The 22,978-nt window shown below is 72.8% G+C and carries 24 protein-coding genes; 17 read left to right on the top strand and 7 right to left on the bottom strand.

Features of this window, described 5'->3' with window-relative positions:
• Window positions 1-84 precede the first annotated feature (84 nt).
• The 4 genes from CFI00_RS08105 to holA all read left to right on the top strand — a co-directional run bounded on the left by CFI00_RS08105 (window position 85) and on the right by holA (window position 5,188).
• Window positions 85-948: a DegV family protein gene (locus tag CFI00_RS08105; protein ID WP_242532741.1), complete on the top strand. Its 864-nt coding sequence runs from the start codon at window positions 85-87 to the stop codon at window positions 946-948.
• A gap of 64 nt (window positions 949-1,012) precedes the next feature.
• The gene (locus tag CFI00_RS23845; protein ID WP_207084687.1) at window positions 1,013-1,918 is read left to right on the top strand and encodes a ComEA family DNA-binding protein; all 906 of its coding nucleotides are present in this window, start codon (window positions 1,013-1,015) and stop codon (window positions 1,916-1,918) included.
• Between the two features lie 3 nt (window positions 1,919-1,921).
• The gene (locus CFI00_RS08115) at window positions 1,922-4,189 is read left to right on the top strand and encodes a ComEC/Rec2 family competence protein (RefSeq protein ID WP_207084688.1); all 2,268 of its coding nucleotides are present in this window, start codon (window positions 1,922-1,924) and stop codon (window positions 4,187-4,189) included.
• Window positions 4,190-4,201: 12 nt separating this feature from the next.
• Window positions 4,202-5,188, top strand: coding sequence for a DNA polymerase III subunit delta (gene holA, locus CFI00_RS08120; RefSeq protein WP_207084689.1), 987 nt, complete (start codon window positions 4,202-4,204; stop codon window positions 5,186-5,188).
• A gap of 67 nt (window positions 5,189-5,255) precedes the next feature.
• On the opposite strand, the gene rpsT is transcribed toward holA, so the two are convergent.
• The 3 genes from rpsT to CFI00_RS08135 form a co-directional block, all read right to left on the bottom strand.
• Window positions 5,256-5,516: a 30S ribosomal protein S20 gene (rpsT, locus tag CFI00_RS08125; RefSeq protein WP_207084690.1), complete on the bottom strand. Its 261-nt coding sequence runs from the start codon at window positions 5,514-5,516 to the stop codon at window positions 5,256-5,258.
• Window positions 5,517-5,627: 111 nt separating this feature from the next.
• Window positions 5,628-6,617, bottom strand: coding sequence for a phosphotransferase (locus CFI00_RS08130; protein WP_207084691.1), 990 nt, complete (start codon window positions 6,615-6,617; stop codon window positions 5,628-5,630).
• Window positions 6,614-7,588 (bottom strand): phosphotransferase, encoded by a 975-nt coding sequence (locus tag CFI00_RS08135; protein ID WP_207084692.1) that lies wholly within the window; start codon window positions 7,586-7,588, stop codon window positions 6,614-6,616. The genes CFI00_RS08130 and CFI00_RS08135 overlap by 4 nt, the downstream gene beginning before the upstream one ends.
• A 96-nt stretch (window positions 7,589-7,684) precedes the next feature.
• Between CFI00_RS08135 and CFI00_RS08140 the strand changes: the two genes are divergently transcribed.
• The 4 genes from CFI00_RS08140 to CFI00_RS08155 are packed head-to-tail and all read left to right on the top strand — an operon-like array spanning window position 7,685 to window position 10,338.
• On the top strand, window positions 7,685-8,308 hold the full coding sequence (locus CFI00_RS08140) for a TetR/AcrR family transcriptional regulator (RefSeq protein ID WP_207084693.1): 624 nt from the start codon (window positions 7,685-7,687) through the stop codon (window positions 8,306-8,308).
• A complete protein-coding gene (locus tag CFI00_RS08145) occupies window positions 8,305-9,105 on the top strand; it encodes a maleylpyruvate isomerase family mycothiol-dependent enzyme (protein WP_207084694.1) in 801 nt (266 codons plus the stop codon). The genes CFI00_RS08140 and CFI00_RS08145 overlap by 4 nt, the downstream gene beginning before the upstream one ends.
• 46 nt (window positions 9,106-9,151) lie before the next feature.
• Window positions 9,152-9,679, top strand: a complete 528-nt coding sequence (locus tag CFI00_RS08150) for a GNAT family N-acetyltransferase (protein WP_207084695.1) — start codon at window positions 9,152-9,154, stop codon at window positions 9,677-9,679.
• 56 nt (window positions 9,680-9,735) lie between these two features.
• Window positions 9,736-10,338, top strand: a complete 603-nt coding sequence (locus CFI00_RS08155) for a hypothetical protein (RefSeq protein ID WP_207084696.1) — start codon at window positions 9,736-9,738, stop codon at window positions 10,336-10,338.
• A gap of 38 nt (window positions 10,339-10,376) precedes the next feature.
• On the opposite strand, the gene CFI00_RS08160 is transcribed toward CFI00_RS08155, so the two are convergent.
• Window positions 10,377-11,309 carry an EamA family transporter gene (locus CFI00_RS08160; RefSeq protein ID WP_207084697.1) on the bottom strand — a complete coding sequence of 311 codons (933 nt, stop codon included), beginning with the start codon at window positions 11,307-11,309 and terminating at the stop codon, window positions 10,377-10,379.
• A 54-nt stretch (window positions 11,310-11,363) separates the two neighbouring features.
• On the opposite strand from CFI00_RS08160, the gene CFI00_RS08165 reads away from it, so the two are divergent.
• Genes CFI00_RS08165 through CFI00_RS08180 form a run of 4 tightly spaced genes read left to right on the top strand, consistent with a single transcriptional unit; the run spans window position 11,364 to window position 15,024 of the window.
• On the top strand, window positions 11,364-11,747 hold the full coding sequence (locus CFI00_RS08165; RefSeq protein WP_207084698.1) for a hypothetical protein: 384 nt from the start codon (window positions 11,364-11,366) through the stop codon (window positions 11,745-11,747).
• A gap of 34 nt (window positions 11,748-11,781) precedes the next feature.
• The gene (gene lepA / locus CFI00_RS08170) at window positions 11,782-13,656 is read left to right on the top strand and encodes a translation elongation factor 4 (RefSeq protein ID WP_207084699.1); all 1,875 of its coding nucleotides are present in this window, start codon (window positions 11,782-11,784) and stop codon (window positions 13,654-13,656) included.
• 5 nt (window positions 13,657-13,661) lie between these two features.
• Window positions 13,662-14,123, top strand: a complete 462-nt coding sequence (locus tag CFI00_RS08175; protein ID WP_207084700.1) for a HutD family protein — start codon at window positions 13,662-13,664, stop codon at window positions 14,121-14,123.
• Between the two features lie 52 nt (window positions 14,124-14,175).
• Window positions 14,176-15,024 (top strand): alpha/beta hydrolase, encoded by an 849-nt coding sequence (locus CFI00_RS08180; RefSeq protein WP_207084701.1) that lies wholly within the window; start codon window positions 14,176-14,178, stop codon window positions 15,022-15,024.
• On the opposite strand, the gene CFI00_RS08185 is transcribed toward CFI00_RS08180, so the two are convergent.
• Window positions 15,021-15,575 (bottom strand): TIGR03086 family metal-binding protein, encoded by a 555-nt coding sequence (locus CFI00_RS08185; protein ID WP_207084702.1) that lies wholly within the window; start codon window positions 15,573-15,575, stop codon window positions 15,021-15,023. The genes CFI00_RS08180 and CFI00_RS08185 overlap by 4 nt on opposite strands.
• A gap of 51 nt (window positions 15,576-15,626) precedes the next feature.
• On the opposite strand from CFI00_RS08185, the gene CFI00_RS08190 reads away from it, so the two are divergent.
• The gene (locus CFI00_RS08190; RefSeq protein ID WP_207084703.1) at window positions 15,627-16,478 is read left to right on the top strand and encodes an AraC family transcriptional regulator; all 852 of its coding nucleotides are present in this window, start codon (window positions 15,627-15,629) and stop codon (window positions 16,476-16,478) included.
• On the opposite strand, the gene CFI00_RS08195 is transcribed toward CFI00_RS08190, so the two are convergent.
• Together CFI00_RS08195 and CFI00_RS08200 are read right to left on the bottom strand one after the other, a co-directional pair.
• The gene (locus tag CFI00_RS08195; RefSeq protein ID WP_207084704.1) at window positions 16,459-17,562 is read right to left on the bottom strand and encodes a crosslink repair DNA glycosylase YcaQ family protein; all 1,104 of its coding nucleotides are present in this window, start codon (window positions 17,560-17,562) and stop codon (window positions 16,459-16,461) included. The genes CFI00_RS08190 and CFI00_RS08195 overlap by 20 nt on opposite strands.
• 2 nt (window positions 17,563-17,564) lie before the next feature.
• Complete coding sequence (locus tag CFI00_RS08200; RefSeq protein ID WP_207084705.1) at window positions 17,565-18,017, bottom strand: XdhC family protein; 453 nt, start codon at window positions 18,015-18,017, stop codon at window positions 17,565-17,567.
• 107 nt (window positions 18,018-18,124) lie between these two features.
• On the opposite strand from CFI00_RS08200, the gene CFI00_RS08205 reads away from it, so the two are divergent.
• The 4 genes from CFI00_RS08205 (at window position 18,125) to CFI00_RS08220 (ending at window position 22,940) form a co-directional block, all read left to right on the top strand.
• The gene (locus CFI00_RS08205) at window positions 18,125-18,559 is read left to right on the top strand and encodes a universal stress protein (RefSeq protein WP_207084706.1); all 435 of its coding nucleotides are present in this window, start codon (window positions 18,125-18,127) and stop codon (window positions 18,557-18,559) included.
• A complete protein-coding gene (locus CFI00_RS08210) occupies window positions 18,559-19,986 on the top strand; it encodes an alanine/glycine:cation symporter family protein (protein ID WP_207085426.1) in 1,428 nt (475 codons plus the stop codon). Before CFI00_RS08205 ends, CFI00_RS08210 begins: the two co-directional genes overlap by 1 nt.
• Window positions 19,987-20,011: 25 nt before the next feature.
• Entirely contained in the window at window positions 20,012-20,944 is a 933-nt protein-coding gene (locus CFI00_RS08215) for an aminoglycoside phosphotransferase family protein (RefSeq protein ID WP_207084707.1), read from the top strand.
• Between the two features lie 175 nt (window positions 20,945-21,119).
• Window positions 21,120-22,940, top strand: coding sequence for a long-chain fatty acid--CoA ligase (locus CFI00_RS08220; protein ID WP_207084708.1), 1,821 nt, complete (start codon window positions 21,120-21,122; stop codon window positions 22,938-22,940).
• Window positions 22,941-22,978 lie beyond the last annotated feature (38 nt).

A 22,978-nucleotide genomic window follows, 5' to 3' on the forward strand; every position in this document is an offset into this window, starting at 1 on the left:
TGGACATCCAAGCGGAGGCCGCCAAGCCGCGGCAAGGCGGACGGGCCGCGCTGCCGGGTGGTGCCAGCCACTAGCCTTCGGGGTGTGTCCGGCACCGTCATCGTCACCGACTCGACCGCGAGCCTGCCCGCCGAGGTGGCGCTCGAGCGCGACATCCGGGTCGTGCCGCTGCAGGTCGTGATCGGTGCCCGGGTGCTCGACGAGGGACCCGACGGCGCGACGCCGGACGTGGTCGCGGAGGCGTTGCGCGACTTCGTGCCGGTCAGCACCTCGAGGCCCTCACCCGCGCTCCTCGCCGAGCTCTACCGCGACCTCGCGGCCGCCGGCGCGGACGAGATCGTCTCGGTGCACCTCTCGCGCGAGATGAGCGGCACCTTCGAGTCCGCCCAGCTCGCCGCCCTCGAGGTCGACGTGCCGGTGCACGTGGTGGACTCCGGGCAGGTCGGGATCGCCACCGGCTACGCCGCGCTCACCGCCGCCGACGTGCGCGACGCCGGCGGCAGCGGCGAGGCGGCGGCCGAGGCGGCGCGGGCGCGCGGTCGCGCCGCGACCTCGCTCTTCTACGTCGACACCCTGGAGTACCTGCGCCGCGGGGGCCGGATCGGGGCCGCGGCCGCGATCTTCGGCAGCGCCCTGTCGGTGAAACCCCTGCTCGAGATCGCGGACGGCAGGGTCGTGCCGCGCGAGCGGGTGCGTACGGCGTCGCGTGCCCTCGCCCGGCTCGCGGACCTCGCGGTGGAGGCGGCGGGTGACGCGGCGGTGGACGTCTGCGTCTCCCACCTCGCCAACGCCGACCGTGCCGAGGAGCTGGCCGCTGCGCTCACCGAGCGGTTGGCCGCCGGCCTGGAGGGGCGCGAGGTGATGTGCGGTGAGCTCGGCGCGGTGCTCGGCGCCCACGTCGGTCCCGGCATGGTCGCCGTCTGCGTCTCGCCGCGCCCGACCTCCTGACGGCTGTCCACAGATCGTCCCGCACCCCTGTCGGCAGGGGTGTCGGCCTTCCTAGCGTGGAGGCATGCGCCGAAACCAGTCGTCCGCCGAGCACGCCGAGGCGGTGTCGCGGCGGCTCGCCTCGCTCAGTGCCGAGCTCGCGGCGGTCCGTGGGGAGCCGCGCGCGGGGGAGCCTGCGTCCGGTGAGCCCTGGCCCCACACCCGGGTGCGCGACCGCAGTGGCGACGTCGGACCCGTGGTGGCGCCGGTCGCGGCGCCCGTGACGCTGGCGGTCCCGGGGCGCCACGCGTCGCGACGGGTGCGGATCGGCGGGCTGCAGCTCGGTCCGGTGCACCTCGCGGTGGTGGCCGTGGTCGCGGCGGTGGCGGTCGGGCTGGCCGCCTGGTGGGTCGTGCGGGACCAGGCCGAGGCGGTCCCGGTGCGGGTCGATACCACTGCGCCGGCGCCGCTGACGTCGCTGAGCCCCGACGCCGCTGGGGCCGACGCAGGTGCGGCCGCCGGTTCCGAGGCGACCGGGGACGGGGCGGGGGAGGCGGGGGAGGTGGTGGAGGTGGTGGTCGACGTGGCCGGCAAGGTCCGCCGGCCGGGCATCGCGGTGCTGCCGGTGGGGTCCAGGGTCGTCGATGCTCTGGAGGCGGCCGGGGGAGCCCGGCGCGGGGTCGACCTCACCGGGCTCAACCTCGCCCGCCCCCTCGTCGACGGCGAGCAGGTGCTGGTGGGAGTGGCGCCGGCGCCGGGGGTGGCCGGCACCCTGACGTCCCCCGCCCCGGCCGGCGGGTCGCTGGTCAACCTCAACTCCGCCGACCTCGCGGCGCTCGACACGCTGCCCGGGGTGGGGCCGGTGACGGCCGAGGCGATCGTGTCGTGGCGCGAGGACAACGGCGGGTTCACCTCGGTCGAGGAGCTGCTCGAGGTGGACGGCATCGGGGAGGCGACCCTCGAGGACCTCGCGCCGCTCGTCACCCTCTGACCCGTGCCCGACCTGCGCGCGGTCGCGCTCGGTGTCGGCGCGTGGGTGGGGGCGCTCCTCGTGCTGCTGCTGCCGGGGTGGGTCGCCCTGGGGGCCGTGGTGACGGTCGTCGCCGCCGCGGTGCTGCTCGTCGCTCGGCGCACCCTCGCGGCAGCCTGGCTGGGGCCGGTGGCCGCACTGGCGGCGGTCGCGGGCGTGGCCACCCTCCAGCTCACGCTGGTCGCGACCTCACCGCTCACCGCGCTCGCCGAGGAGTCGGCGGTCGTCGACGTGCGGCTCGAGCTCACCTCCGACGTACGTGTCGTGGCGGGACGCTACGGCGACCTCCAGGTGGTGCGGGCCACGGTGTCGCGGGTCGAGGGCCGGGGCAGTGCCTGGGCGCTGACTGCGCCGGTGGTGGTGATGGCGGGCGCGGACTGGCCGCGCCTGCCGCTCGGCACGACCCTGGAGACCACCGCCCGGCTGGTGCCCGGCGACGGCGAGGAGGCAGCGCTGGTGCGCCCGACGGGGGAGCCCCGCGTGGTCGCCGACCCCGACGTGTGGTGGGACGCCGCGGCAGCCGTACGCCGCTCCGTGCGCGCCGCGGTCGCCGGCCGGGACGCCGACGCGCGCGAGCTGGTGCCGGCCCTGGTGGTGGGTGACGACGGCGGCCTCGACCCGGACCTCGCCGACGACTTCCGCACCACCGGGCTCACGCACCTGCTGGCGGTGAGCGGCACCAACCTCACGCTCGTCGTCGGCGCCCTGCTCATCCTGGGCCGCTGGCTCGGTGTGCGCGGTCGATGGCTGCACGTGCTGGCCGCCGTCGGCATCGCCGGCTTCGTGCTGACCGCGCGCGCCGAGCCCAGCGTCGTACGCGCCGCGGCGATGGGGACGGTCGCGCTCGTCGGGATGGGCAGCAACGGCCGCTCACGCGGGACGCGCGGGCTCGGGGTGGCCGTGCTCGCCCTCCTCCTGCTCTGGCCGCGGCTGGCGGTGACGGCCGGCTTCGCGCTCTCCGTGCTCGCCACGGCCGGGATCCTGCTGCTCGCGCCGGTGTGGCGCGACGCCCTGCGCCGCTGGACACCGCGGTGGGTGGCCGAGGCCGTCTCGGTGCCGCTGGCCGCGCAGGTGGCGTGCACCCCCGTCGTCGCGGCGTTGTCCGGCCAGGTCAGCCTCGTCGCGGTCGGCGCCAACCTGCTGGCCGCCCCGGCCGTCGCCCCGGCCACTGTCCTCGGCCTCGGCGGCGGGCTGCTCGGGCTGGTCTGGGGGCCGCTGGGGGCCGTGGTCGGCGCGCCCGCTGCGTGGTCGGCGGGATGGATCATCACGGTCGCCCGCTGGGGCGCGGCGGTCCCGACCGCCGCGATCGACTGGGGCACCGGACCGGCAGCGCTCCTCGCCCTGACCCTCGCGTGCCTGGTGTCCGTGCCGGTGGCGCCGAGGCTGCTCGGCAACCCCGCGTCCACGCTGGCGTGCACCGGGCTGCTCGTCGTGGTGATGCTCGTCCGGCCCCCGACGCCGGGCTGGCCGCCCGAGGGGTGGGTGCTGGCCGCCTGCGACGTGGGACAGGGCGACGGCCTGGTGCTGCGGGCGGGGGAGCGCGCGGCCGTGGTGGTCGACGCGGGTCCTGACCCGGCCTTGATGGACGCGTGCCTCGACCGGCTCGAGGTCGAGGAGGTGCCGCTGCTGCTGCTCACCCACTTCCACGCCGACCACGTCGACGGGGTGGCGGGAGTCCTCGAGGGGCGCGAGGTCGGGGTGGTCGAGGGCACCGGGCTGCTCGACCCGGTCGCCGGGGTGGAGGCGGTGGAGACGGCGGCGGGGCGCGACCCGGACGTGGCGGCATACGGCGGCACGCGCAGGTTCGGCGAGGTCACCCTGCAGGCCGTCTGGCCGCCCCCGGGGGCCAGACGCACGGACCCCAGCGAGAGCGCCCCCAACAACGCCAGCGTCGTGGTCCTGGCCGAGGTCGGCGGCCTGCGGGTCCTGCTGACCGGCGACGTCGAGCCGTCGGCGCAGGCCGCGCTGGCGCGCGACGTGGCGGGCCTGGAGGTCGACGTCCTCAAGGTGCCCCACCACGGCAGCCGGCACCAGGACCTCGACTGGCTGACCTCGCTGCGGGCAAGGGTGGCGCTGGTGTCAGTGGGGGAGGACAACGACTACGGGCACCCGGCGACCGACGTCCTCGCCGCCCTGGACGCGGCGGGCGCGGAGGTGTGGCGCACGGACCTGGCGGGCGACGTCGTGGTGGTCGTGCGGCGGGGCGAGGTCGGTGTCGTCACCCGCGACTAGGCTGGCCCCACCATGGCTCGCACTCCCTCCGCCGCTCAGGTCCTCGGCCGCGTCGTCCTCGTGACGGGCAAGGAGGAATACCTCTCCGCGCGCACGGTCGGCTCGGTCCGCGAGGCCGTCCGGGCCCACGACGCAGAGGCCGAGCTCGCCGAGTCGGCGGCCTCCGAGCTCACCCTGGCCTCGCTGGGCGAGATGTCCGCGCCGTCGCTCTTCTCCTCGATCCGCTGCGTGGTCGTCCGCGGTCTGGAGGACCTGCCCGACGAGTCCGTCGACGGCCTCCTGTCCTACTGCGACGCCCCGGCCGACGACGTCGCGCTCGTGCTGGTGCACTCCGGCGGGCAGAAGGGCAGCGGCGTGCTCACCAAGCTGCGCAAGCTCGCAGCCGTGACCGAGGTGAAGTCCGAGGAGATCAAGGCCAGCGAGATGCCCGGCTTCGTGACCTCCGAGGTCGCCTCGCACGGCGCGAAGATCGCCTCGGACGCCGCGACCTTCCTCGTGCAGGCCATCGGCCACGACCTGCGCTCACTGGCGGCTGCTGCCGACCAGCTCACCAACGACTACCCCGGCGAGCAGCTCACGGTCGAGAAGGTCCAGCGCTACTTCGGCGGCCGCGCGGAGGCCAAGTCCTTCACCGTCGCCGACGCCGCCTTCTCCGGCAAGCGCGCGCTGGCGCTCGAGGAGCTGCGGTGGGCGCTCGACACCGGCACGGCCGGGGTGCTCGTGACGTCCGCGATGGCGGCCTCGGCCCGCGGCCTGGCTCGCTACCTCGGAGCCTCCCGCGGGGCGCGCGACGCCGACCTCGCCCGCGACCTCGGCGTGCCGCCGTGGAAGGTGCGGACCGTGCGCGAGCAGTCGCGCGCCTGGACGCCGGAGGGGATCGCCGCGGCCGTGCGCGCCGTCGCGGTCGCCGACGCCGACATCAAGGGCCAGGCCCACGACGCGTCCTACACGCTCGAGCGGCTGGTCCTCACCGTGGCCGGGCTGCGCGAGAGCCGCTGAGGGCCGCAACCGGCCCGAAATGCGAAGCACCCGCCACGGGGGCGGGTGCTTGCGGTGGGGGGACGACTCAGAGCGAGGCGGCCTTCTTGGCGATCGACGACTTGCGGTTGGCGGCCTGGTTGGAGTGGATGACACCCTTCGAGGCGGCCTTGTCGAGGGCCTTCATGGCGTCGCGGCTGGCAGCCACGGCGGCGTCCTTGTCGCCAGCCTCGGACAGCTCGCGGAACTTGCGCACAGCGGTCTTCAGGCGCGACTTCACGGCCTGGTTGCGCTGGCGCGCCTTCTCGTTCTGCTTGTTGCGCTTGATCTGGGACTTGATGTTCGCCACGTGTGGATCCTCGGATGCTCGAACTGGTCTGGAATGGAAGTCTGGTGCTGTCGGCTGCCTGGCAACCCCGGTCAGGGGCGGGCGCCGGACACGCAGGGAGAAACTCTACCGTCAGGCCTCGTGCGCGCCCAAATCCGTCGTGCGCCGCGGACCGCTCCAGCGGCCGGTGCGACGAGCGACGGCCTCCAGCATGCGCCGCGACTCCCGGATCCGGAAATCGTTGAGCGTCGGCAGGTTGACGTCGACGGCCACCCCGGAGCGTACGGCCAGGTGGGCCCCCATGCCCGCGAGGAACGCGGTGACGGCTTCGTCGCCTGCCTGGGCCAGGGCGGGGGAGGTGGCGAGCGAGGTGTCGAACCACGGCTCGTCCATCCGCTCGAGCCGGGCGAGCAGCGGGTCGGCCCACGCAGGACCGCGGGCCGCCATCCCCCAGTCGAGGAAGACGATGTCGCCGCCCGGGCGGCGCAGCATGTTGTCGATCCGGATGTCCCAGTGGGTGAGGTGCCGCATCGGTCGCGCCGCCTGCTCCCGCAGGACGTCCGCCCAGCCGTGCGGGTCGGTGCGCAGCCAGTCGGGCACCGGTGTCGCGGCCGGTGCGTCGGCCAGGGTCGCGAGCGTGTCCGCCCAGATCCGGAACCGCTCGCCGATGTCCGCCAGGTCCACCGACTGCGGGACCTTCCGCTCCTGCAGGACCTCGGAGAGCCGGTCGGTCCCGTCGAGGACCGCTCGCAGCTCCGCGTCGTCGGCGAAGTCGGGGTGGCGCCCCTCGACGTCCTCGATCAGCAGCGCCACCCAGGCGCCGTCGTCGTACGACGCTCGCAGGGGCGCCCACAGCGGGTGCTCGCCGAGGTGCTCGAGCACCGCGACCTCGCGGCGGAACAGCCCGGGGGTGTCGGGGTTGAGCTCGGACCCGACCGCCTTGACGAAGGCGCGGGTCCCATCGGCGCAGGTCAGCCGCGTCGCGCAGCCCGGCGACATGCCGCCGACCTGCTCTGCCGTGCCGACGACGGGGGAGCCCAGCTCCTGCTCGACCCATGCCCGCACAGCGGCGGGCACGGCGGCGTACGGCAGGCGTACGCCGACCGCGCGGGGTGCGCTCACGCCCAGCCCCGGCGCTCGGACAGCCAGTCCCAGCACACCGCGCCCTGCCAGCGCTGGTGGTCACGGATGTGGGGTGAGGTCGGCGGGACCGGCAGCTCGCACTGGGCGAAGAAGTAGCCGACGTAGAGGGCGAGGTTGATGTCGACGGTCTCCGCGTCCAGGTCGCGCAGGAGCCGTCGCTCGGCGATCACGGCTTCGACGTCGATGCCCTCGCCGCGCGGACCGATGAGCGCGGCGACCGAGTCGAACCACGCCGCGCCGCGCACGGGCCAGTTCCAGTCGCACAGGAGCGCGCGGCCGTCGGCGTCGATGAGGACGTTGTCGGAGCGCACGTCGGTGTGGACGAGCGTGTCACCGCCGACCACCTCGGCGTAGCGCCGTGCCAGTGCCTCAGCCTCGGCGAGGTGGGCCGGGTCCAGGTCGGTGCGGGTGCGGTGGATCGACTCCCAGCCGTCCAGCAGCGGGGCGAAGTCGGCCTCGGCCGTGTCGAGGGCGAGACCGGCGGGAGCCGGGGTCAGCACGTCGGCGACGACCTCGAGGGAGTCGAGGAGCGCGTCGAGGTCGCCCGCGCGCCAAGGCCGGTGCGGCGCCCGGGCGGCGACGTGCTCGATGCCGAGGACGACCCAGTCGTCGTCGAGGTGCCAGAGCAGGCGGGGCGCGGGGACGCCGGTCGGCAGCGCGGCGAGCTTGCGCGCCTCCTCGCGGTAGGAGTCGGCGAACATCCGCTGCGCCTTGACCGAGGCGGCCTTCACGAAGTGGCGCGAGCCGTCCTCGCAGACGAGCACGGAGGCGAAGCCCGGGGTGAAGCCGCTGGTCTGCGAGGTCGCGGTGACGACGGGTGAGCCGCACTTGCCCTCGATGTAGGCCCGGAGGTTGACCGGGAGGAAGGGCCACTCGAGACGCCGGGCGGTCCGGTCGTGCGGGACGGGGTAGGGCGTGACGGGTGCGGTGCGGGACTCGGGCCGGGACATGGCGGCATCCTTCCCCACCCGCGACGTGGGGGACGAGGGGATATCGGTCCAGACCGCGATTGACGCCTAACGGTGTTAGGAGAATGCTTCACCGGCATGGGACAGGTGGCCCAGCGGCGGGCTCGCACGACGGACGCGATCATCACCGCGGCGCGGGCCGTGATCACCGAGGAGGGCGCGGCCGGGCTGACGCTGGGGGAGGTGGCCAGGCGGGTCGGCATGCGCACGCCCTCGCTGTACGGCTACTTCACGAGTCGTGCGGACCTCTGTGACGAGCTGTTCCGGCGCGGCTGGGCCGACTTCGGCGCGGCGACCGCCCACCTGGTCCCGGTGGAGGGCACCGACCTCCACACGTTGCTCGCCGAGGCGATGGACGTCTCGGTCGGCTGGGCGCTCAGCCACCCCGCTGAGGCCCAGCTGATGTTCTGGCGCCCGGTGGCGGGATGGCGACCGTCTCCTGAGGCCTTCGCCCCCGCCGAGGCCGCCCTCGGCCAGGCGGCGAACGCCCTCGCGGGCGGCCAGCGGCTGGGTCTCCTCGACGTCGCCGTCGACGTGGAGGAGCTGGTCCAGGTCTGGGCCGCCCTCACCGCGGGAGTCATCTCCCAGCAGCTCTCCAACGAGCCCGGCGTCGCCATGGCGCAGGGCCGCACGTCGCGCCACCGCGCGGCCCTCGTCCGCATGTACGTCGAGCACTACTCATCCGACCGGAGCGCACCATGACCACCACCACCACACCTCGTGCAGCCGCGCTGCCCCAGACCGACCGCGACACCGCCCGCGACCTCGCCGCCGCGGAGTACGCCACCCTGCTGGCGATGGTCGACGCCTTCTCCGAACCCGACTGGGACCGTCCCACGGACTGCACGGCCTGGCGGGTGCGCGACATGGTCGCCCACGTCGCGGGCGCCGCCGAGGAGGCCTGCCGCCTGCCGGTGCTGCTCCGGCACCAGGTGGCCGCGCTGCGCGGCATGTGCCGCGGCGACGGGGTGCTCGTCGACCTGCTGTGCCAGGCCCAGATCGCCGACCGCGCGGGTCTGCCGGACCCGGACCTCGCCGCGGACCTGCGGCGCTGGGCAGCCGGGGCCCCGGACGGGCGGCGACGGCAGCCGGCGCTCCTGCGGCGTACGCGCATGCCGGCGTTCGCCGGGCTGCGGCCGGGATCGCGGATGGCCTACCTCCTCGACGTCATCTACCTCCGCGACACCTGGTTGCACCGGGTCGACCTGCACCGGGCCACCGGGGTCGACATGCCCGTCTCGTCCGCGGAGCCGGAGGTCGTGGCGCAGGTGGTGCGCGACCTGGACCTGGAGTGGACGGGGCCGGCGCTGGTCCTCGACCTCACCGGCCGCGGAGGGGGCCGGTGGTGCGTCGGGACGGGCGAGCCGGTCGCCGTCGTGACCGAGGACGCCGTCGCCCTCATGCGCCTCCTGTCGGGACGCTCGGACGAGTGTGTGCTCGCGACCGATGGAGATCCGTCCGTGGCCGACCGGCTGCGGGCGACCCGCGTGGTCTTCTGAAGAACCGGGGTGCGGTGGACGCGGGCGTCGGGGAAGGATGGCGCCCATGCCCGCGCTCGTCCTGCCCACCACCTCCGTCCGCACGTCCTTCCTGGAGGCGATGGACGAGTTCGTCGCCGAGGGCGTCGAGCTCAGCCAGACGGCGGCCTGGATCGACCACAACGCTCCGGGCTGGCACGACCCGCAGACCTTCGCTGCCTTCGTCGAGGCGGTCCGGGCCGACGCGCTGGAGGAGACCCCCCGTCCGGAGTGGCACGTGCCGTGCACGACCCTGTGGTGGGTCGACGGCGAGCACTACCTCGGCCGGCTCGCGATCCGCCACCGGCTCACCGACTTCCTGCTCGAGGTCGGCGGCCACATCGGCTACGACGTACGGCCCACGCGCCGGCGGGAGGGCCACGCCACCGCCATGCTCCGCGCGGCGCTGCCGTGGGCGCTCGAGCTGGGCATCGACCCGTCCCTGGTGACCTGCGACGACGACAACGTCGGCTCCATCCGGGTGATCGAGGCGGCCGGCGGCGAGCTGGAGGACGTCCGCGGGGACAAGCGGCGCTACTGGGTGCCCACTGCCTGACGATGGGGGGCGCACCGGGAGGCACGGCCCGCCGGGCGGAGAATGTCCTGGAAGTCGTGTCCGACCGAACCGAGGGGAACAAGGCCATGGCCGCGTCCAGGACGACCGGGCTGCTGGCCGCCGCCATCGCCCTTGCGCTCGCTGCCGGCCTGGGCGCCACCGTGCCGGCGCACTCGTCGAGCACGACGAAGAAGGACCCGAAGGACGACGTCTTCCTCGGGAGCCTGGGCGGCGGCATCGATCTGGCCGCCGTGCAGCTCGCGACGCTGAACCGCAAGAAGCGCATCCGGGTCACCTTCGGGCTGCACTCTCCCGTCCAGCAGGGCAGCCTGGAGAAGCCGGGCGGCATGTCGGTCCAGTTCATCAAGAACACCCGGGTCTGGCGCGTCGTCGAGGTCGTCCGGGAGGACGGCGGGTTGCGTGGCGAGGTCTGCAGTCACTCCAGGGGACCCGAGGTCACCGATCCCTACGACTGCAGCGCCCTGCCGGTCACCCGGGTCGATGCCAGGACCTATCGCGCCGTGGTCGAGCTCGACCAGGTCAGGAAGGGGGCCAAGGTGCTGAGGTGGACCGCCAGGACGATGGACCTCACCAGCGGCTCACCCGTCAGTGACTCGATGACGGCAGAGAACCGCGAGCCGTTCCGCTGGCGGCTCTGACTCAGTCCCTGGGCGGCACCTCATGGCGCGCTCCGGCCCTACCGCGGTCCGCTGCTCGTCTCCGACCCGACGCCCTGAGGCACCGGGGCTGCCCGGGCGCGGGTCGCGACGGCCACGCCGACGACCGCGACGACCAGGCCCACGAGCTGGAGGACCGAGAGGGTCTCGTCGAGGACCAGCCAGGCGAGCACTGCGGTGACCGGCGGGCTGAGGAAGAACAGGCTGGCGGCAGCGCCCGAGCCCCCGCGCAGCACCAGCAGCGACAGCAGCACCAGGCCGATGATCGAGTTGACGACGGCCAGGAAGACCACCGCCACGAGGGCCTGGCGGGCGTCGGTGACCGGCCACGCGCCCTCGGTGGTCCATCCCAGCACCAGCATCGGGGGAGCGGACACCGCGAACTGGACGGCGGCCGACCACAGCAGGTCGGGCTGGGCCCCGATCCAGCGCTGGCCGAGGGTGCCGAGGCTGAGGGTGAGCATGCTCAGGCAGCCGATCAGCACCGCGGCCGCGCCGCCCGCGTGGCTGAGGTCCCCGCCGAGCACCAGCAGCACGCCCAGCACCCCGACGACGAAGCCGACGACCTGCAGGGGCGACACGCGCTCCCCGAGCAGCCCGGCGGCGAGCAGCGCGGTGAGGACCGGGCTGAGGGCGTGGAAGAGCGAGGCGAGAGTGGCGCCGAGGCCGAGGTCGAAGGCGACGTACATCAGGCCGAACTGCACCGCGTTCATCACCAGCCCGACCGCCGCGACGCGGGCGAGGGTGGCGCGGTCCATCCGGGTCGGCCGGCGCAGCGCCAGGGACAGGGCTGCGGCCAGGACCGCCGCGAGCACGAAGCGCCAGCCCAGCACCGTGAAGGGTGCGGCGGCGTCGACCGCCGCCGGACCGGAGATGTAGCCCGAGGACCACACGAGCACGAACGCGGCGGCGGGCACCAGGGGCAGGTGCGCCGATCCGGTCCGAGAGGTCACCCCGGCACGCTAGCGTCCGGGCATGGGGGGGACACCGCGGCGACCGTCGCCGGGTTGCGCCGGCAGTGGGGCCTCGGTCTCGTCGCGCTCGTTGTCGGCATCCCTCTGGGGCTCCTCACCGGTGGCCTCGGGATCCTCCCCGTGCTGGTCCTCCTGCCGGTGGCGGCCGGCCGCACCCTGGCCCTCGCCCAGGTGGTGCCCGCGTCCTGGCTGGTGCTCGCCGTCGCAGTGCCGGCGTTGCCGGTGCTGACGGCGGTGGGCGCGATCCTGGGCATCTTCAACCTGTGGGCCGAGCCCGTCATCCTCTTCGTGCTCGCCATGGCGGCCGGGGTGGTCGCCGCCGTGGTGCTGGCAGCCCTGCTCGTCGCGTGGGGGATCGAGGTCGGGCGCGTGCGACGCTCGTCGGTTCGGCGCCCCCACGCCCGCGTGGAAGAATGACCCGACCCCGCCGTCGTACCCCTGAAAGCAGTCCGTGAGCCTCAAGAACGCGCCCAAGCCTGGCTCGACCGACCCGTCGATCATCCGCAACTTCTGCATCATCGCGCACATCGACCACGGCAAGTCGACGCTGGCCGACCGCATGCTGCAGCTCACCGGCGTGGTGGACGAGCGGGCGGCGCGCGCGCAGTACCTCGACCGCATGGACATCGAGCGCGAGCGCGGCATCACGATCAAGTCGCAGGCCGTGCGGATGCCGTGGACGGTTCCGGCCGACAACGACGAGGGCGCCGAGCCCGGCACCTACGTCCTCAACATGATCGACACCCCCGGCCACGTCGACTTCACCTACGAGGTGAGCCGCTCGCTCGAGGCGTGCGAGGCCGCGGTGCTGCTCGTCGACGCCGCGCAGGGCATCGAGGCCCAGACGCTGGCCAACCTCTACCTCGCGATGGGCGCCGACCTCCACATCATCCCGGTGCTCAACAAGATCGACCTGCCCGGCGCGATGGTCGACAAGTACGCCGCCGAGCTGGCCGGCCTCGTCGGCTGCGAGCCCGAGGACGTGCTGCGCGTCAGCGCCAAGACCGGTGTCGGCGTGGCAGGCCTCCTCAACGAGATCGTCAAGCAGACGCCACACCCCGTCGGCGACGCCGACGCCCCGCCGCGCGCGCTGATCTTCGACTCCGTCTACGACACCTACCGCGGCGTGGTCACCTACGTCCGCGTGGTCGACGGCAAGCTCACCCACCGCGACCGCATCAAGATGATGTCGACCAGCGCCGTGCACGAGATGCTCGAGGTCGGCGTGATCAGCCCCGAGCCCGTCAAGGCCGCCGACCTCGGTGTCGGCGAGGTGGGCTACCTCATCACCGGGGTGAAGGACGTACGCCAGTCGCGCGTCGGCGACACGGTCACCAGCCAGCACCACGGGGCCACCGAGGCGCTCGGCGGCTACAAGCACCCGAACCCGATGGTCTACTCCGGGCTCTACCCGATCGACGGCGACGACTACCCGACGCTGCGCGACGCGCTGGAGCGGCTGCAGCTCAACGATGCGGCCCTGACCTTCGAGCCCGAGACCTCCGGCGCCCTGGGCTTCGGCTTCCGCATCGGCTTCCTCGGCCTGCTCCACATGGAGATCACCCGCGACCGCCTCGAGCGCGAGTTCGACCTCGACCTCATCTCCACCGCGCCCAACGTGGTCTACGAGGTGGTGATGGAGGACGGCACCGACGTCACGGTGACCAACCCGAGCGAGTACCCGGAGGGCAAGATCTCCGAGGTCCGCGAGCCCGTGGTCAAGGCGACGATCCTCAGCCCGAGCGACTACATCGGCACGATCATGGAGCTCTGCCAGACCAAGCGCGGCAACCTGCAGGGGATGGACTACCTCTCCGAGGACCGCGTCGAGATGCGCTACACGCTGCCGATGGGCGAGATCGTCTTCGACTTCTTCGACCAGCTCAAGTCGCGCACCAAGGGCTACGCCTCCCTCGACTACGAGCGCTCCGGCGAGCAGGCCGCCGACCTGGTCAAGGTCGACATCCTGCTCCAGGGCGAGCCGGTCGACGCCTTCTCCGCGATCATCCACAAGGACGCGGCCTACAGCTACGGCGTGATGATGGCCGGCAAGCTCAAGGACCTCATCCCGCGCCAGCAGTTCGAGGTGCCGATCCAGGCCGCCATCGGCGCGCGCGTGATCGCCCGCGAGAACATCCGCGCGATCCGCAAGGACGTGCTCGCCAAGTGCTACGGCGGTGACATCAGCCGCAAGCGCAAGCTGCTCGAGAAGCAGAAGGCCGGCAAGAAGCGGATGAAGAACATCGGCACCGTCGAGGTCCCGCCGGAGGCTTTCATCGCCGCGCTGTCCACCACGCAGCCGACGGAGAAGACCGGCAAGAAGTAGTGGCCGTGCGTGAGCTGGCCCGCGCCGACGACGGGTCGTGGCTGATCTGCCTCGTCGACGTGGGTGCCGACGGGCCGCTGCCGTCGCGCCCGGGCGTACGTCGCCTGCTGACGGTGGTGGACGGTCCCGTCCTCGGCATCGAGGTCGAGGGCGCGACGCACGTGCTCGAGCCGCAGCGCCCCTTCGCGGTGCCCGGGCCTGCGGTGGTCGGCGGTGCGGCGGTCGGCGGTGCGGTGGTCGTGGCGTCGGTCCCCGAGGGACCGGTGCGCGTGCTCGACGTGGTCGTCGACGACTCGGTCGACTCGTTCGTCACCGTGCTGGAGCTGGGCCGGTCCTCGGTCCTGCCGCTGGCGGGAGACCAAGTGGCCCACGTGATCAAGGGGACGGAGTCCCCGGACGTCGTCGTCGGACCCGGCGAGGTCCGGGGCCGATGCACGGTCGCGGTCGTCACGCTCCAGCGCCCCTGACCCCTCCGGCTCCGACCCATCCGGCAGCGTCCGCGGCTCCGAAGGTGCCGTGATGAGACTCGGTGATCGGCTCAGGGTCGAGATGATGCGCGCCACGGCGCGGTGGACGGTGTCGTACGGCGAAGACCTGAGGTTCGCCGGCCGCGACCTGCCCGCACCGCAGCGGGTCCGCATCCAGACCCGGCACGGCAAGGTGCCGGTGCACCTCTATCGCCCGGCACCCGGTCCGCTCCCGGTCCACGTGCACCTGCACGGCGGGGCCTTCCTCATGCGCTACCAGGCGATGGACGACTGGTGGTGCCGCTACGTCGCCGCGGTCGCTGGGGTCGTGGTGGCCAACGTCGACTTCGAGGTCGCGCCCCGGGTGGCCTACCCCGTCGCCCAGCACCAGGCCCACGACGTCGCCGCAGCACTGGCCGCCGACGGCACGCCGGTCTCCGTCGGCGGCTTCAGCTCCGGTGGCGGCCTGGCCGCCTCGGTGGCCCTGCAGGCACGTGACGCAGGCTCCTTCACCCCGACGCTCCAGGTGCTGGGCATCCCCGCCCTCGACCTGTCCGCGGAGCCGCGCGACGGCGAACCCGGGATGATCTCGCCGGAGCTGCGCCGGCTGGTGCGCCGCGTCTACCTCCCCGACCCCGCGACGCGGCGCGAGCCGTACGCCTCGCCGCTGCTGGCCCGGGACCTGACCGGGCTGTCGCCGGCTGTCGTGCTCACCGCTGAGCACGACGTCCTCCGCGAGGAGGGCGACGCCTACGCCCACCGGCTCCGCGCCTCGGGGGTGCGCGTGGTCCACGACATCACGCCCCGTGTCGACCACTACTTCCTCACCGAGGACCCGGTCCGCGCGCGCACGACGATGGCGATGGTGGCGGCCGAGATCCGCGACGCGCTCCTGGGCTAGGGACGCCAGCCCGGGTCCCGGCCCAGCCGGGCCAGCAGGCGGTCGGACGCAGAGGCGTCGTCGGTCACCTCGACGGCCTCGGCGCAGATGCCCTGGGAGTGGAGAGCGTCACCCCAGCCGTCTGCGGTGGCGTGTAGCCGTGCCGCTTCCTCGTCGCTGACCGACCACTCCTGGCCGGTGGCCCGGGCGATGTCGGAGCCATGGACGACCAGGTCCCAGCCGTAGAAGTCCGCCATGGTCGCGGCGATCGTCGTGCGGCCGAAGTAGCCGTCGTACTCCAGCTCGGCGACGCCGTCACGGCCGAGGACGTCGGCGACGGCCGCGGCGTGCCCGCGCCACGCGGTGGCCGGGTCGCTCCGGTCGGGAGAAGGGCCGGGCCCGAGGTCCTGTCGCTCGAGGAAGTCACGCTCGGTGTCGATGACGTGGTCGACGACGTCGCGCACGGTCCACCCCTCGCACGGGGTGGGTGCGTCCCACGCGGGCCGGGCCCGGTCGACGATGGTGGCGAAGGCGTCGGCTCGCTGGATGAAGTGCAGTGCGGTGTCGGTCATGGGCCCACGTTCGCAGCGGTGGTGTCGGTGCCTCTTGTGATAATCCGACACATGCCGAACACGCGTGGGGCTCGGAGGGTCGATCCCGTCGACCGCGCCCACCTCACGGGACTGAGCCGCCCCTCGCCGCCCATCCATCGCTACGCCCCGAGCAGCCACCTCACGGACCTGGTGGACCGTTTCTGGATCCCGGTCTGGTCGCTGGCCGAGCCGTCCACCCAGAGCACCCTCCAGCACCCCGTGTGCCTCGTCGTCGTCAGCAACACCTATGCCCGCTTCTACGGCGTCGCACGAGGACGCTCCAGCGTCACGCTCGAGGGTGACGGCTGGGCGGTCGGCACCATGCTCACCCCTGGAGCGGGGCGCCTCCTGCTGGGTCGATCGGTCGCCACCGTGACCGACCGCTGGGTCGACCTCGACACCGTGCTGTCGTCGGACCACGCCGACCTCGTCGGCCGGGTCAGGGCTGCGATGGCGCCCGACCCGGACGATGCCGACGCACACGCCGACGCGATAGAGGTGACCGAGCAGTGGTTGGCGACGCACCTGCCGGTCGATGAGCAGGGCCTGCTGGTCAACGAGCTGGTCACCTGGTTGCGCGACCACCCGGACGCGACGCGGGTGTCGGACATGGCACGCGAGGTCGGGCTGACCGAGCGGAGCCTCCAGCGGCTGGTCGAGCAGCGACTCGGGCTGAGCCCCAAGTGGCTGGCCCAGCGCCGACGGCTGCACGACGCGGTCGAGGCGCTGAAGGCGGGCACGACCGGCCTGGCCGACATGGCTGCCACCCTCGGCTACACCGACCAGGCTCACTTCACCCACGACTTCCGGACGGTGACCGGGATGACGCCCGGGGAGTTCCTGCGCGACCAGCCCGGTGCCGTCACACCGCCTCGCGGGTGAGCGAGACGTCCGTGACCGTGATGCCGAGCGCCGTCTCGAGCGCGGCCACCGGCTCGTCGAGCTCGCCCTTCCGGGGCCGCCGGGTCCCGGCGAACCACACCACCTCCAGCGGGCGCCGCCTCGCCGATCCGGTCGCTCGCCACCAGCCGGTGATCCGGCCGTCGACGAGCAGGGGCGGCAGCACCAGACCGTTGGCGCCGCTCCACAAGCGCCTGAGGTGTGCGGGCTCGGCGAACCGCTCTCGTCCCGCCGGCTCGTAGGCGCACATCAGCGCGTCGAACTCCGGCAGCAGCCGTACGCCGTCCAGCGCGCGCGGCAGGGGCGGGGCGGGGAGGTCGAGGTAGGTGCGACCGTCCGGACCCTCGACCCGGCCCAGGCCCACCCGGGCGTCGAGGTCGGCGACGAGCTCGTCGACCACCCGCAGCCCCATCCCCGACCACCACGCGAGGTCGTGGCGCGAGGCGGGGCCGTGGCTGCACAGGTGGAGCTCGACCACGTCGCCGACCGACGCGTCCGTGCCGCCGGGGAGGGTGCGGTACTCCGGCGCGCCCTGGCCGGACCAGTCGCCGTTCAGCGGACGGCGCACGAGACCGCCGTGGCCGAAGGCGAGGTAGCGGCCGCCCTGACGGCCGGTGACCTCGTCGCGCCCCTCGTGCTCCAGGAGCCACCGGTGCAGGTGGTCGCGCAGCTCATCGGGGCTGCGCCACGTGGACGCGAAGTCCTCGGTGGACCGCCACAGGTCCTCGACCGTGGCGTGCCCCAGCCCCAGCATCCGTTGCCACGAGGTGCGCTGGCCGACGCGGGTGGCCGCCCCGAGGACGGCGTACGCCTCCGGGGTGGTCGTGTGCACGGTGCCGCGGATGGTGCTCCCGCGCACGACGGCACCGGACTCGTAGGCCTCGGTGACCTCGGTGCGGCTGGTGCCCGGGAACCGGGCGGCGAGCGCGAGGAAGGGGGAGCGGGCGGTCTGCGACTGGACGGGGCCGATCCGGGCCAGCTGCTCCGCGACGCCGGGAGCCGCGCCGGGTCCGGGGAACTGGCGCGCGAGGGTCGCGGAGGCCAGCTCCTCCCACGTGCCGGCCACGCTCAGTCGCGCATCGGTCCGCCGGGACGGCCGTAGCCGTCGGCCACGATCTCCGCCACCACCGACAGCGCGATCTCGCCCGGGGCCCTGCCGCCGAGGTCGTGCCCCGCCGGGACGTGCAGCGCGCCCACGTCGACGCCCTCCTCCACCAGCTCGTCGAGGAGGGACACGGCGCGGTGCCGGCTCGCCATCATCGCGACGTACGCCGCCGGCGAGGCCAGCGCGGCTCGCAGCACGCCAGGTGCGTCGGGGGCGTCGTGGTCGCAGAGGACCACGGCGTCACCTGGCTGCGGGTGCAGTCCGGGACCGCCGTCGTCGGCAGGCTCGACATGCACCTCGCGCCCCACGGCGGTCGCGATCGAGACGATCGCGCGGGAGATGGGGTTGTCGCTCAGGACCAGGATCCGGCCGTGCGCGGCGGTGTCGTCGGACCAGGGCTGCTGTCGCTCGCTCACCCGCCCACGATCGCACATCGACTGTGGCCCGGATCACGCCCGACGTACTAGCCTGCCCCGATCACCGCACGCCGCCCCTGACCCCCGCCGGCAGAAAGAGTGACCGCATGAGCGCATCCGTGATCGTGGGAATCGACGGGAGCGAGCCGAGCAGGCGCGCCGTCGATTTCGCCCTGAGCCTCGCCGAGTCGCAGGGGGTGGGCCTCGTCGTGGCCCACGTCATCCCCTGGTCCCCCTACTCCTTCAACACCCCCACCGAGAACGAGGAGCGCGGCGAGCGCAAGCAGCAGGAGCTGCGCGCCGCCACCACCCAGATCATCGAACCGGCCGTCGAGGTCGCGTCGGGTCGCGCGTGCGAGGTGACGCCGGTGGTGCGCCACGGTGACCCCGTCGACACCCTTGTCGAGCTCGCCGGTGATTTCTCCGCGACGGCGATCGTGGTCGGCCGCACCGGCGACAGCCGCGTGAAGCGCGCCCTGTTCGGCTCGATCCCCGGCCACCTCGTGCACGAGAGCACCATCCCCGTGACGGTGGTGCCGTGATGGAGGACGAACCCTTCTTCGACCGGATCCTCAACAAGATCACCGAGATCGTCTTCTACCCCGTCAACATCGGCGGGGTCGACATCCTGCCGATCGTCGTGTGGCTGATCGTGGCGGCGGTCTTCTTCACCGTCTACCTCGGCTTCCTCAACGTCCGCGGGTTCGCCCATGCGATCAACCTGGTGCGCGGCCGCTACTCCAGACCGGAGGACGCCGGCGAGGTCTCGCACTTCCAGGCGCTCGCCACGGCCGTCTCCGGCACGGTCGGGCTGGGCAACATCGCCGGTGTGGCCGTGGCCATCACCCTCGGCGGCCCCGGCGCGACCTTCTGGATGATCCTCGCGGGCTTCCTCGGCATGAGCACCAAGCTCGCCGAGTGCACCCTGGGCGTGAAGTACCGCAAGGAGCACGCGGACGGCACCGTCTCGGGCGGTCCGATGTACTACCTGCGCGACGGTCTCGCCGAGCTCGGGCTCAAGGGTCTCGGCAGGGTGCTGGCCGCCGCCTTCGCCGTCTTCTGCATCCTCGGCTCGCTCGGCGGCGGCAACATGTTCCAGGCCAACCAGGCGACGGCCCAGATCCTCGCCGTCACCGGCAACGAGGGCAACACCGGCCTCACGTGGGCGATCGGCATCGCGTTCGCCCTCGCGGTGGGCATGGTCATCCTCGGCGGCATCAAGTCGATCGCCCGGGTGACGGAGAAGATCGTGCCCTTCATGGCTGCCCTCTACCTGCTGGCGTGCCTGGTCGTGATCCTCGCGAACCTCGAGAAGGTCCCCGGTGCCTTCGGCGACATCGTCTCGGGCGCCTTCAGCCCCGAGGGCATCACCGGCGGTGTCGTCGGCGTGCTCATCGTCGGATTCCAGCGCGCGGCCTTCTCCAACGAGGCCGGCATCGGCTCCGCCTCGATCGCCCACTCGGCGGTCAAGACCAACGAGCCCTCGACCGAGGGCCACGTGGCGCTGCTCGAGCCGTTCATCGACACCATCGTGATCTGCACGATGACCGCGCTGATGATCGTCATCAGCGGGGTGTGGGAGGACGGCGAAGGGGCGGAGGGTGTCGCCCTGACGTCCTCGGCCTTCGAGACCGTCGTGCCGTGGTTCCCCAACGTGCTCGCCGTCGCGGTCATCCTCTTCGCGTTCTCGACGATGATCTCGTGGTCCTACTACGGCATGAAGGCCACCGGCTACCTCTTCGGGGACAACCAGACCGCCGAGAACGTCTACAAGGTGGTCTTCTGCATCTTCACCGTCCTGGGCTCCGTCACCGCGCTGGACGCGGTGCTGGGCTTCTCCGACGCCGCCATCTTCTTGATGTCGGTGCCCAACGTCATCGGCCTCTACATCCTGGCCCGGGTCCTCAGGAAGGAGCTCGCCCAGTACCGCGCCAAGCTCACCACCGGCGAGATCCAGCGGGTGAAGTAGCAGGGCACCTGCCTAGGCTCGCCGCATGCCTCTCCCCGTTCCCGCAGGACTGCTGTCCCAGCGGGAGCTGGGGGAGGACTGGGCGCGCTGGCTGGACCGCCTGCCACGCTCGGCCGAGGAGCTCGTGGCGGAGTGGCGGCTCACCCCGAGCGCCGCTCCGCTGCACGGCTACTGCTCGCTGGTCCTCCCGGTCACCGACGCCGACGGCACCGCGGCCGCCCTCAAGATCACCTTCGACGGCGACGACGAGTCGCGCCACGAGGCGCTGGCGCTGCAGCACTGGGGTGGACGAGGCGCCGTACGCCTCCTGCGCGCCGACCCGCGGCGGCGCGCCCTGCTGCTGGCGTGGCTGCCCGGCCCCGACCTCGCGGACACCTGGGACGTCGAGGCGTGCGAGGTGGTCGGCGACCTCTACGGCCGGCTCCACATCCCTGCGATGCCGCAGCTGGCGCGCCTGGAGTCGTACGTCGAGCGGTGGCTGCGCGACCTCGACGGGCTCGGGCGCGACGCGCCGGTCCCGCGGCGCTACGTCGAGCAGGCGCTGGCCCTCGGGCCGGCGCTGCTGGCGGACGCTCCGGCTCCGGTCGTCGTGCACGGCGACCTCCACTACTCCAACGTGATCGCCGACGCGACGGGGGAGTGGGCGGCCATCGACCCCAAGCCGATGGCAGGTGACCCGCACTACGAGCCGGCGCCCCTGCTCTGGAACCGGATGGAGGAGCTGAGCGGACCCGGCGCTGTCGGCTCGGTGCGCGACGGCCTGCGACGGCGCTTCCACGCGGTGGTCGACGCCGGCGGCCTCGACGAGGACCGCGCCCGGGACTGGGTGGTGGTGCGGATGGTGCTCAACGCGGGCTGGACGGTGCAGGACGCCCGACGTGCCGAGCGCCGGCTCAGTGGCGAGGAGCAGGAGTGGATCACCCGGTGCATCGCGGTCACCAAGGCTGTCCAGGACTGACCCTCCGGACCTGCCGGCGGGGGCGGAAGTCGCCATCGGTGGCCAAGGTCCGGACAAATGCGGGTGTTTGCTACCGCTCGGTAAACCCAGTGATCTAGGTTACAGCCAAGTCAGCCCAGCACGCCCCGCTGCGTGACGCTGCCGCGTCACGCAAAGACGAATGAGTAGGTAACAGATGCCGACCACGATCGACACGACCTTCCTCGACACGATGCCGCCCAACGTGGCCGTCCAGTTCTTCGACCGCGTCACCGCGACCCCCGACGCGGAGGCCTTCCGTTTCCCGCGCGGCGAGGCGTGGGAGTCGGTCACCTGGAAGCAGGCAGGAGACAAGGTCGAGGCTCTCGCCGCGGGCCTGATCGCGCTGGGTGTCCAGCCCGAGCAGCGCGTCGGCATCGCCTCCGGCACCCGCTACGAGTGGATCCTCGCCGACCTGGCCATCATGTGCGCCGCCGGTGCGACCACCACGGTCTACCCGACCACCAACGCCGAGGACACCGTCTACATCCTCGGCGACTCCGAGAGCCGTGTCGTCTTCGCCGAGGACGACGAGCAGCTCGCCAAGCTGGTCGCGCACCGTGCCGAGCTGCCCCACGTCAGCAAGGTCGTCACCTTCGAGGGCAAGGCCGACGGGGACTGGGTGATCTCGCTCGACGACCTCGCCGCGATGGGCGCCCAGAAGCTGGCCGAGCAGCCCGACATCGTGCGTACGACGTCCGCGGCGATCGCTCCCGACCAGCTCGCGACCCTGATCTACACCTCCGGCACGACCGGTCGGCCCAAGGGCGTGCGCCTGCGCCACTCGTCGTGGGTCTACGAGGGCGAGGCCATCCGCGCGCAGGGCATCCTCTCCGAGACGGACCTCGAGTTCCGCTGGCTGCCGATGGCGCACTCCTTCGGCAAGGTGCTGATGTCGACGCAGATGGCGTGCGGCTTCGCCGCCGCGATCGACGGCCGCGTCGACAAGATCGTCGACAACCTGGGCGTCGTGAAGCCGACGTTCATGGGTGCCGCGCCGCGCATCTTCGAGAAGGCCCATGGCCGCATCGTCACCATGCAGGCCGCCGAGGGCGGGGCGAAGGAGAAGCTCTTCAAGGCCGCCTTCGCCACCGGCCTCGAGGTCGAGCGCCTCAAGCGCGAGGGCAAGTCGGTCCCGATCGGGCTCAAGGTCAAGCACGGCCTGTTCGACAAGCTCGTCTTCAGCAAGGTCCGCGACCGCTTCGGTGGACGCGTCCGCTTCTTCATCTCCGGCGCAGCGGCGCTCAACCGCGACATCGCCGAGTGGTTCGGCGCGGCCGGCATCACCATCCTCGAGGGCTACGGCCTCACCGAGACCTCGGCCGGGTCGTTCGTGAACCACCCCGACCGCAACAAGTTCGGCACCGTCGGCCCGGTGTTCCCCGGCAGCGAGGTGAAGCTCGGCGACAACGACGAGGTCATGATCAAGGGCCCCGGCGTCATGGACGGCTACCACAACCTCCCCGAGGAGACCGCCCGCACGCTCACCAGCGACGGCTGGCTGCACACCGGTGACAAGGGCGCCCTCGACGCGGACGGCCACCTGGTCATCACCGGCCGGATCAAGGAGCTGTTCAAGACCTCCGGCGGCAAGTACATCGCCCCGCCGGCGATCGAGTCGAAGTTCAAGGCCGTGTGCCCCTACGCCAGCCAGTTCATGGTGTTCGGCGAGGACCGCAACTACTGCGTCGCGCTCGTGACCCTCGACCCCGACGCGATGGCGGGCTGGGCCGAGGCCAACGGCATGAGCGGTGCGTCCTACACCGAGATCGTCCAGTCGGAGGCCGTCCACGCGATGGTCGCCGGCTACGTCGACGAGCTCAACAGCCACCTCAACCGCTGGGAGACCATCAAGAAGTGGAAGCTCCTCGACCACGACCTCACGGTCGAGTCGGGCGAGCTCACCCCCTCGATGAAGGTCAAGCGCAACGTCGTCCAGGGCAACCACCAGGCGCTGATCGACGAGATGTACGCCTGACACGTCGTCCGCGAACGGGTGCCGGTGGGAGACCACTG

Source organism: Nocardioides sp. S5 (assembly GCF_017310035.1).
Lineage (GTDB): Bacteria > Actinomycetota > Actinomycetes > Propionibacteriales > Nocardioidaceae > Nocardioides.

Bases quoted from the DNA above. Each gene is read 5' to 3' on its own strand.
- CFI00_RS23845 (WP_207084687.1), top strand. From the start codon at position 1,013: ATGCGCCGAAACCAGTCGTCCGCCGAGCACGCCGAGGCGGTGTCGCGG.
- holA (WP_207084689.1), top strand. From the start codon at position 4,202: ATGGCTCGCACTCCCTCCGCCGCTCAGGTCCTCGGCCGCGTCGTCCTC.
- CFI00_RS08135 (WP_207084692.1), bottom strand. From the start codon at position 7,588: ATGTCCCGGCCCGAGTCCCGCACCGCACCCGTCACGCCCTACCCCGTC.
- CFI00_RS08140 (WP_207084693.1), top strand. From the start codon at position 7,685: ATGGGACAGGTGGCCCAGCGGCGGGCTCGCACGACGGACGCGATCATC.
- CFI00_RS08145 (WP_207084694.1), top strand. From the start codon at position 8,305: ATGACCACCACCACCACACCTCGTGCAGCCGCGCTGCCCCAGACCGAC.
- CFI00_RS08150 (WP_207084695.1), top strand. From the start codon at position 9,152: ATGCCCGCGCTCGTCCTGCCCACCACCTCCGTCCGCACGTCCTTCCTG.
- CFI00_RS08180 (WP_207084701.1), top strand. From the start codon at position 14,176: ATGAGACTCGGTGATCGGCTCAGGGTCGAGATGATGCGCGCCACGGCG.
- CFI00_RS08185 (WP_207084702.1), bottom strand. From the start codon at position 15,575: ATGACCGACACCGCACTGCACTTCATCCAGCGAGCCGACGCCTTCGCC.
- CFI00_RS08190 (WP_207084703.1), top strand. From the start codon at position 15,627: ATGCCGAACACGCGTGGGGCTCGGAGGGTCGATCCCGTCGACCGCGCC.
- CFI00_RS08205 (WP_207084706.1), top strand. From the start codon at position 18,125: ATGAGCGCATCCGTGATCGTGGGAATCGACGGGAGCGAGCCGAGCAGG.
- CFI00_RS08210 (WP_207085426.1), top strand. From the start codon at position 18,559: ATGGAGGACGAACCCTTCTTCGACCGGATCCTCAACAAGATCACCGAG.
- CFI00_RS08215 (WP_207084707.1), top strand. From the start codon at position 20,012: ATGCCTCTCCCCGTTCCCGCAGGACTGCTGTCCCAGCGGGAGCTGGGG.
- CFI00_RS08220 (WP_207084708.1), top strand. From the start codon at position 21,120: ATGCCGACCACGATCGACACGACCTTCCTCGACACGATGCCGCCCAAC.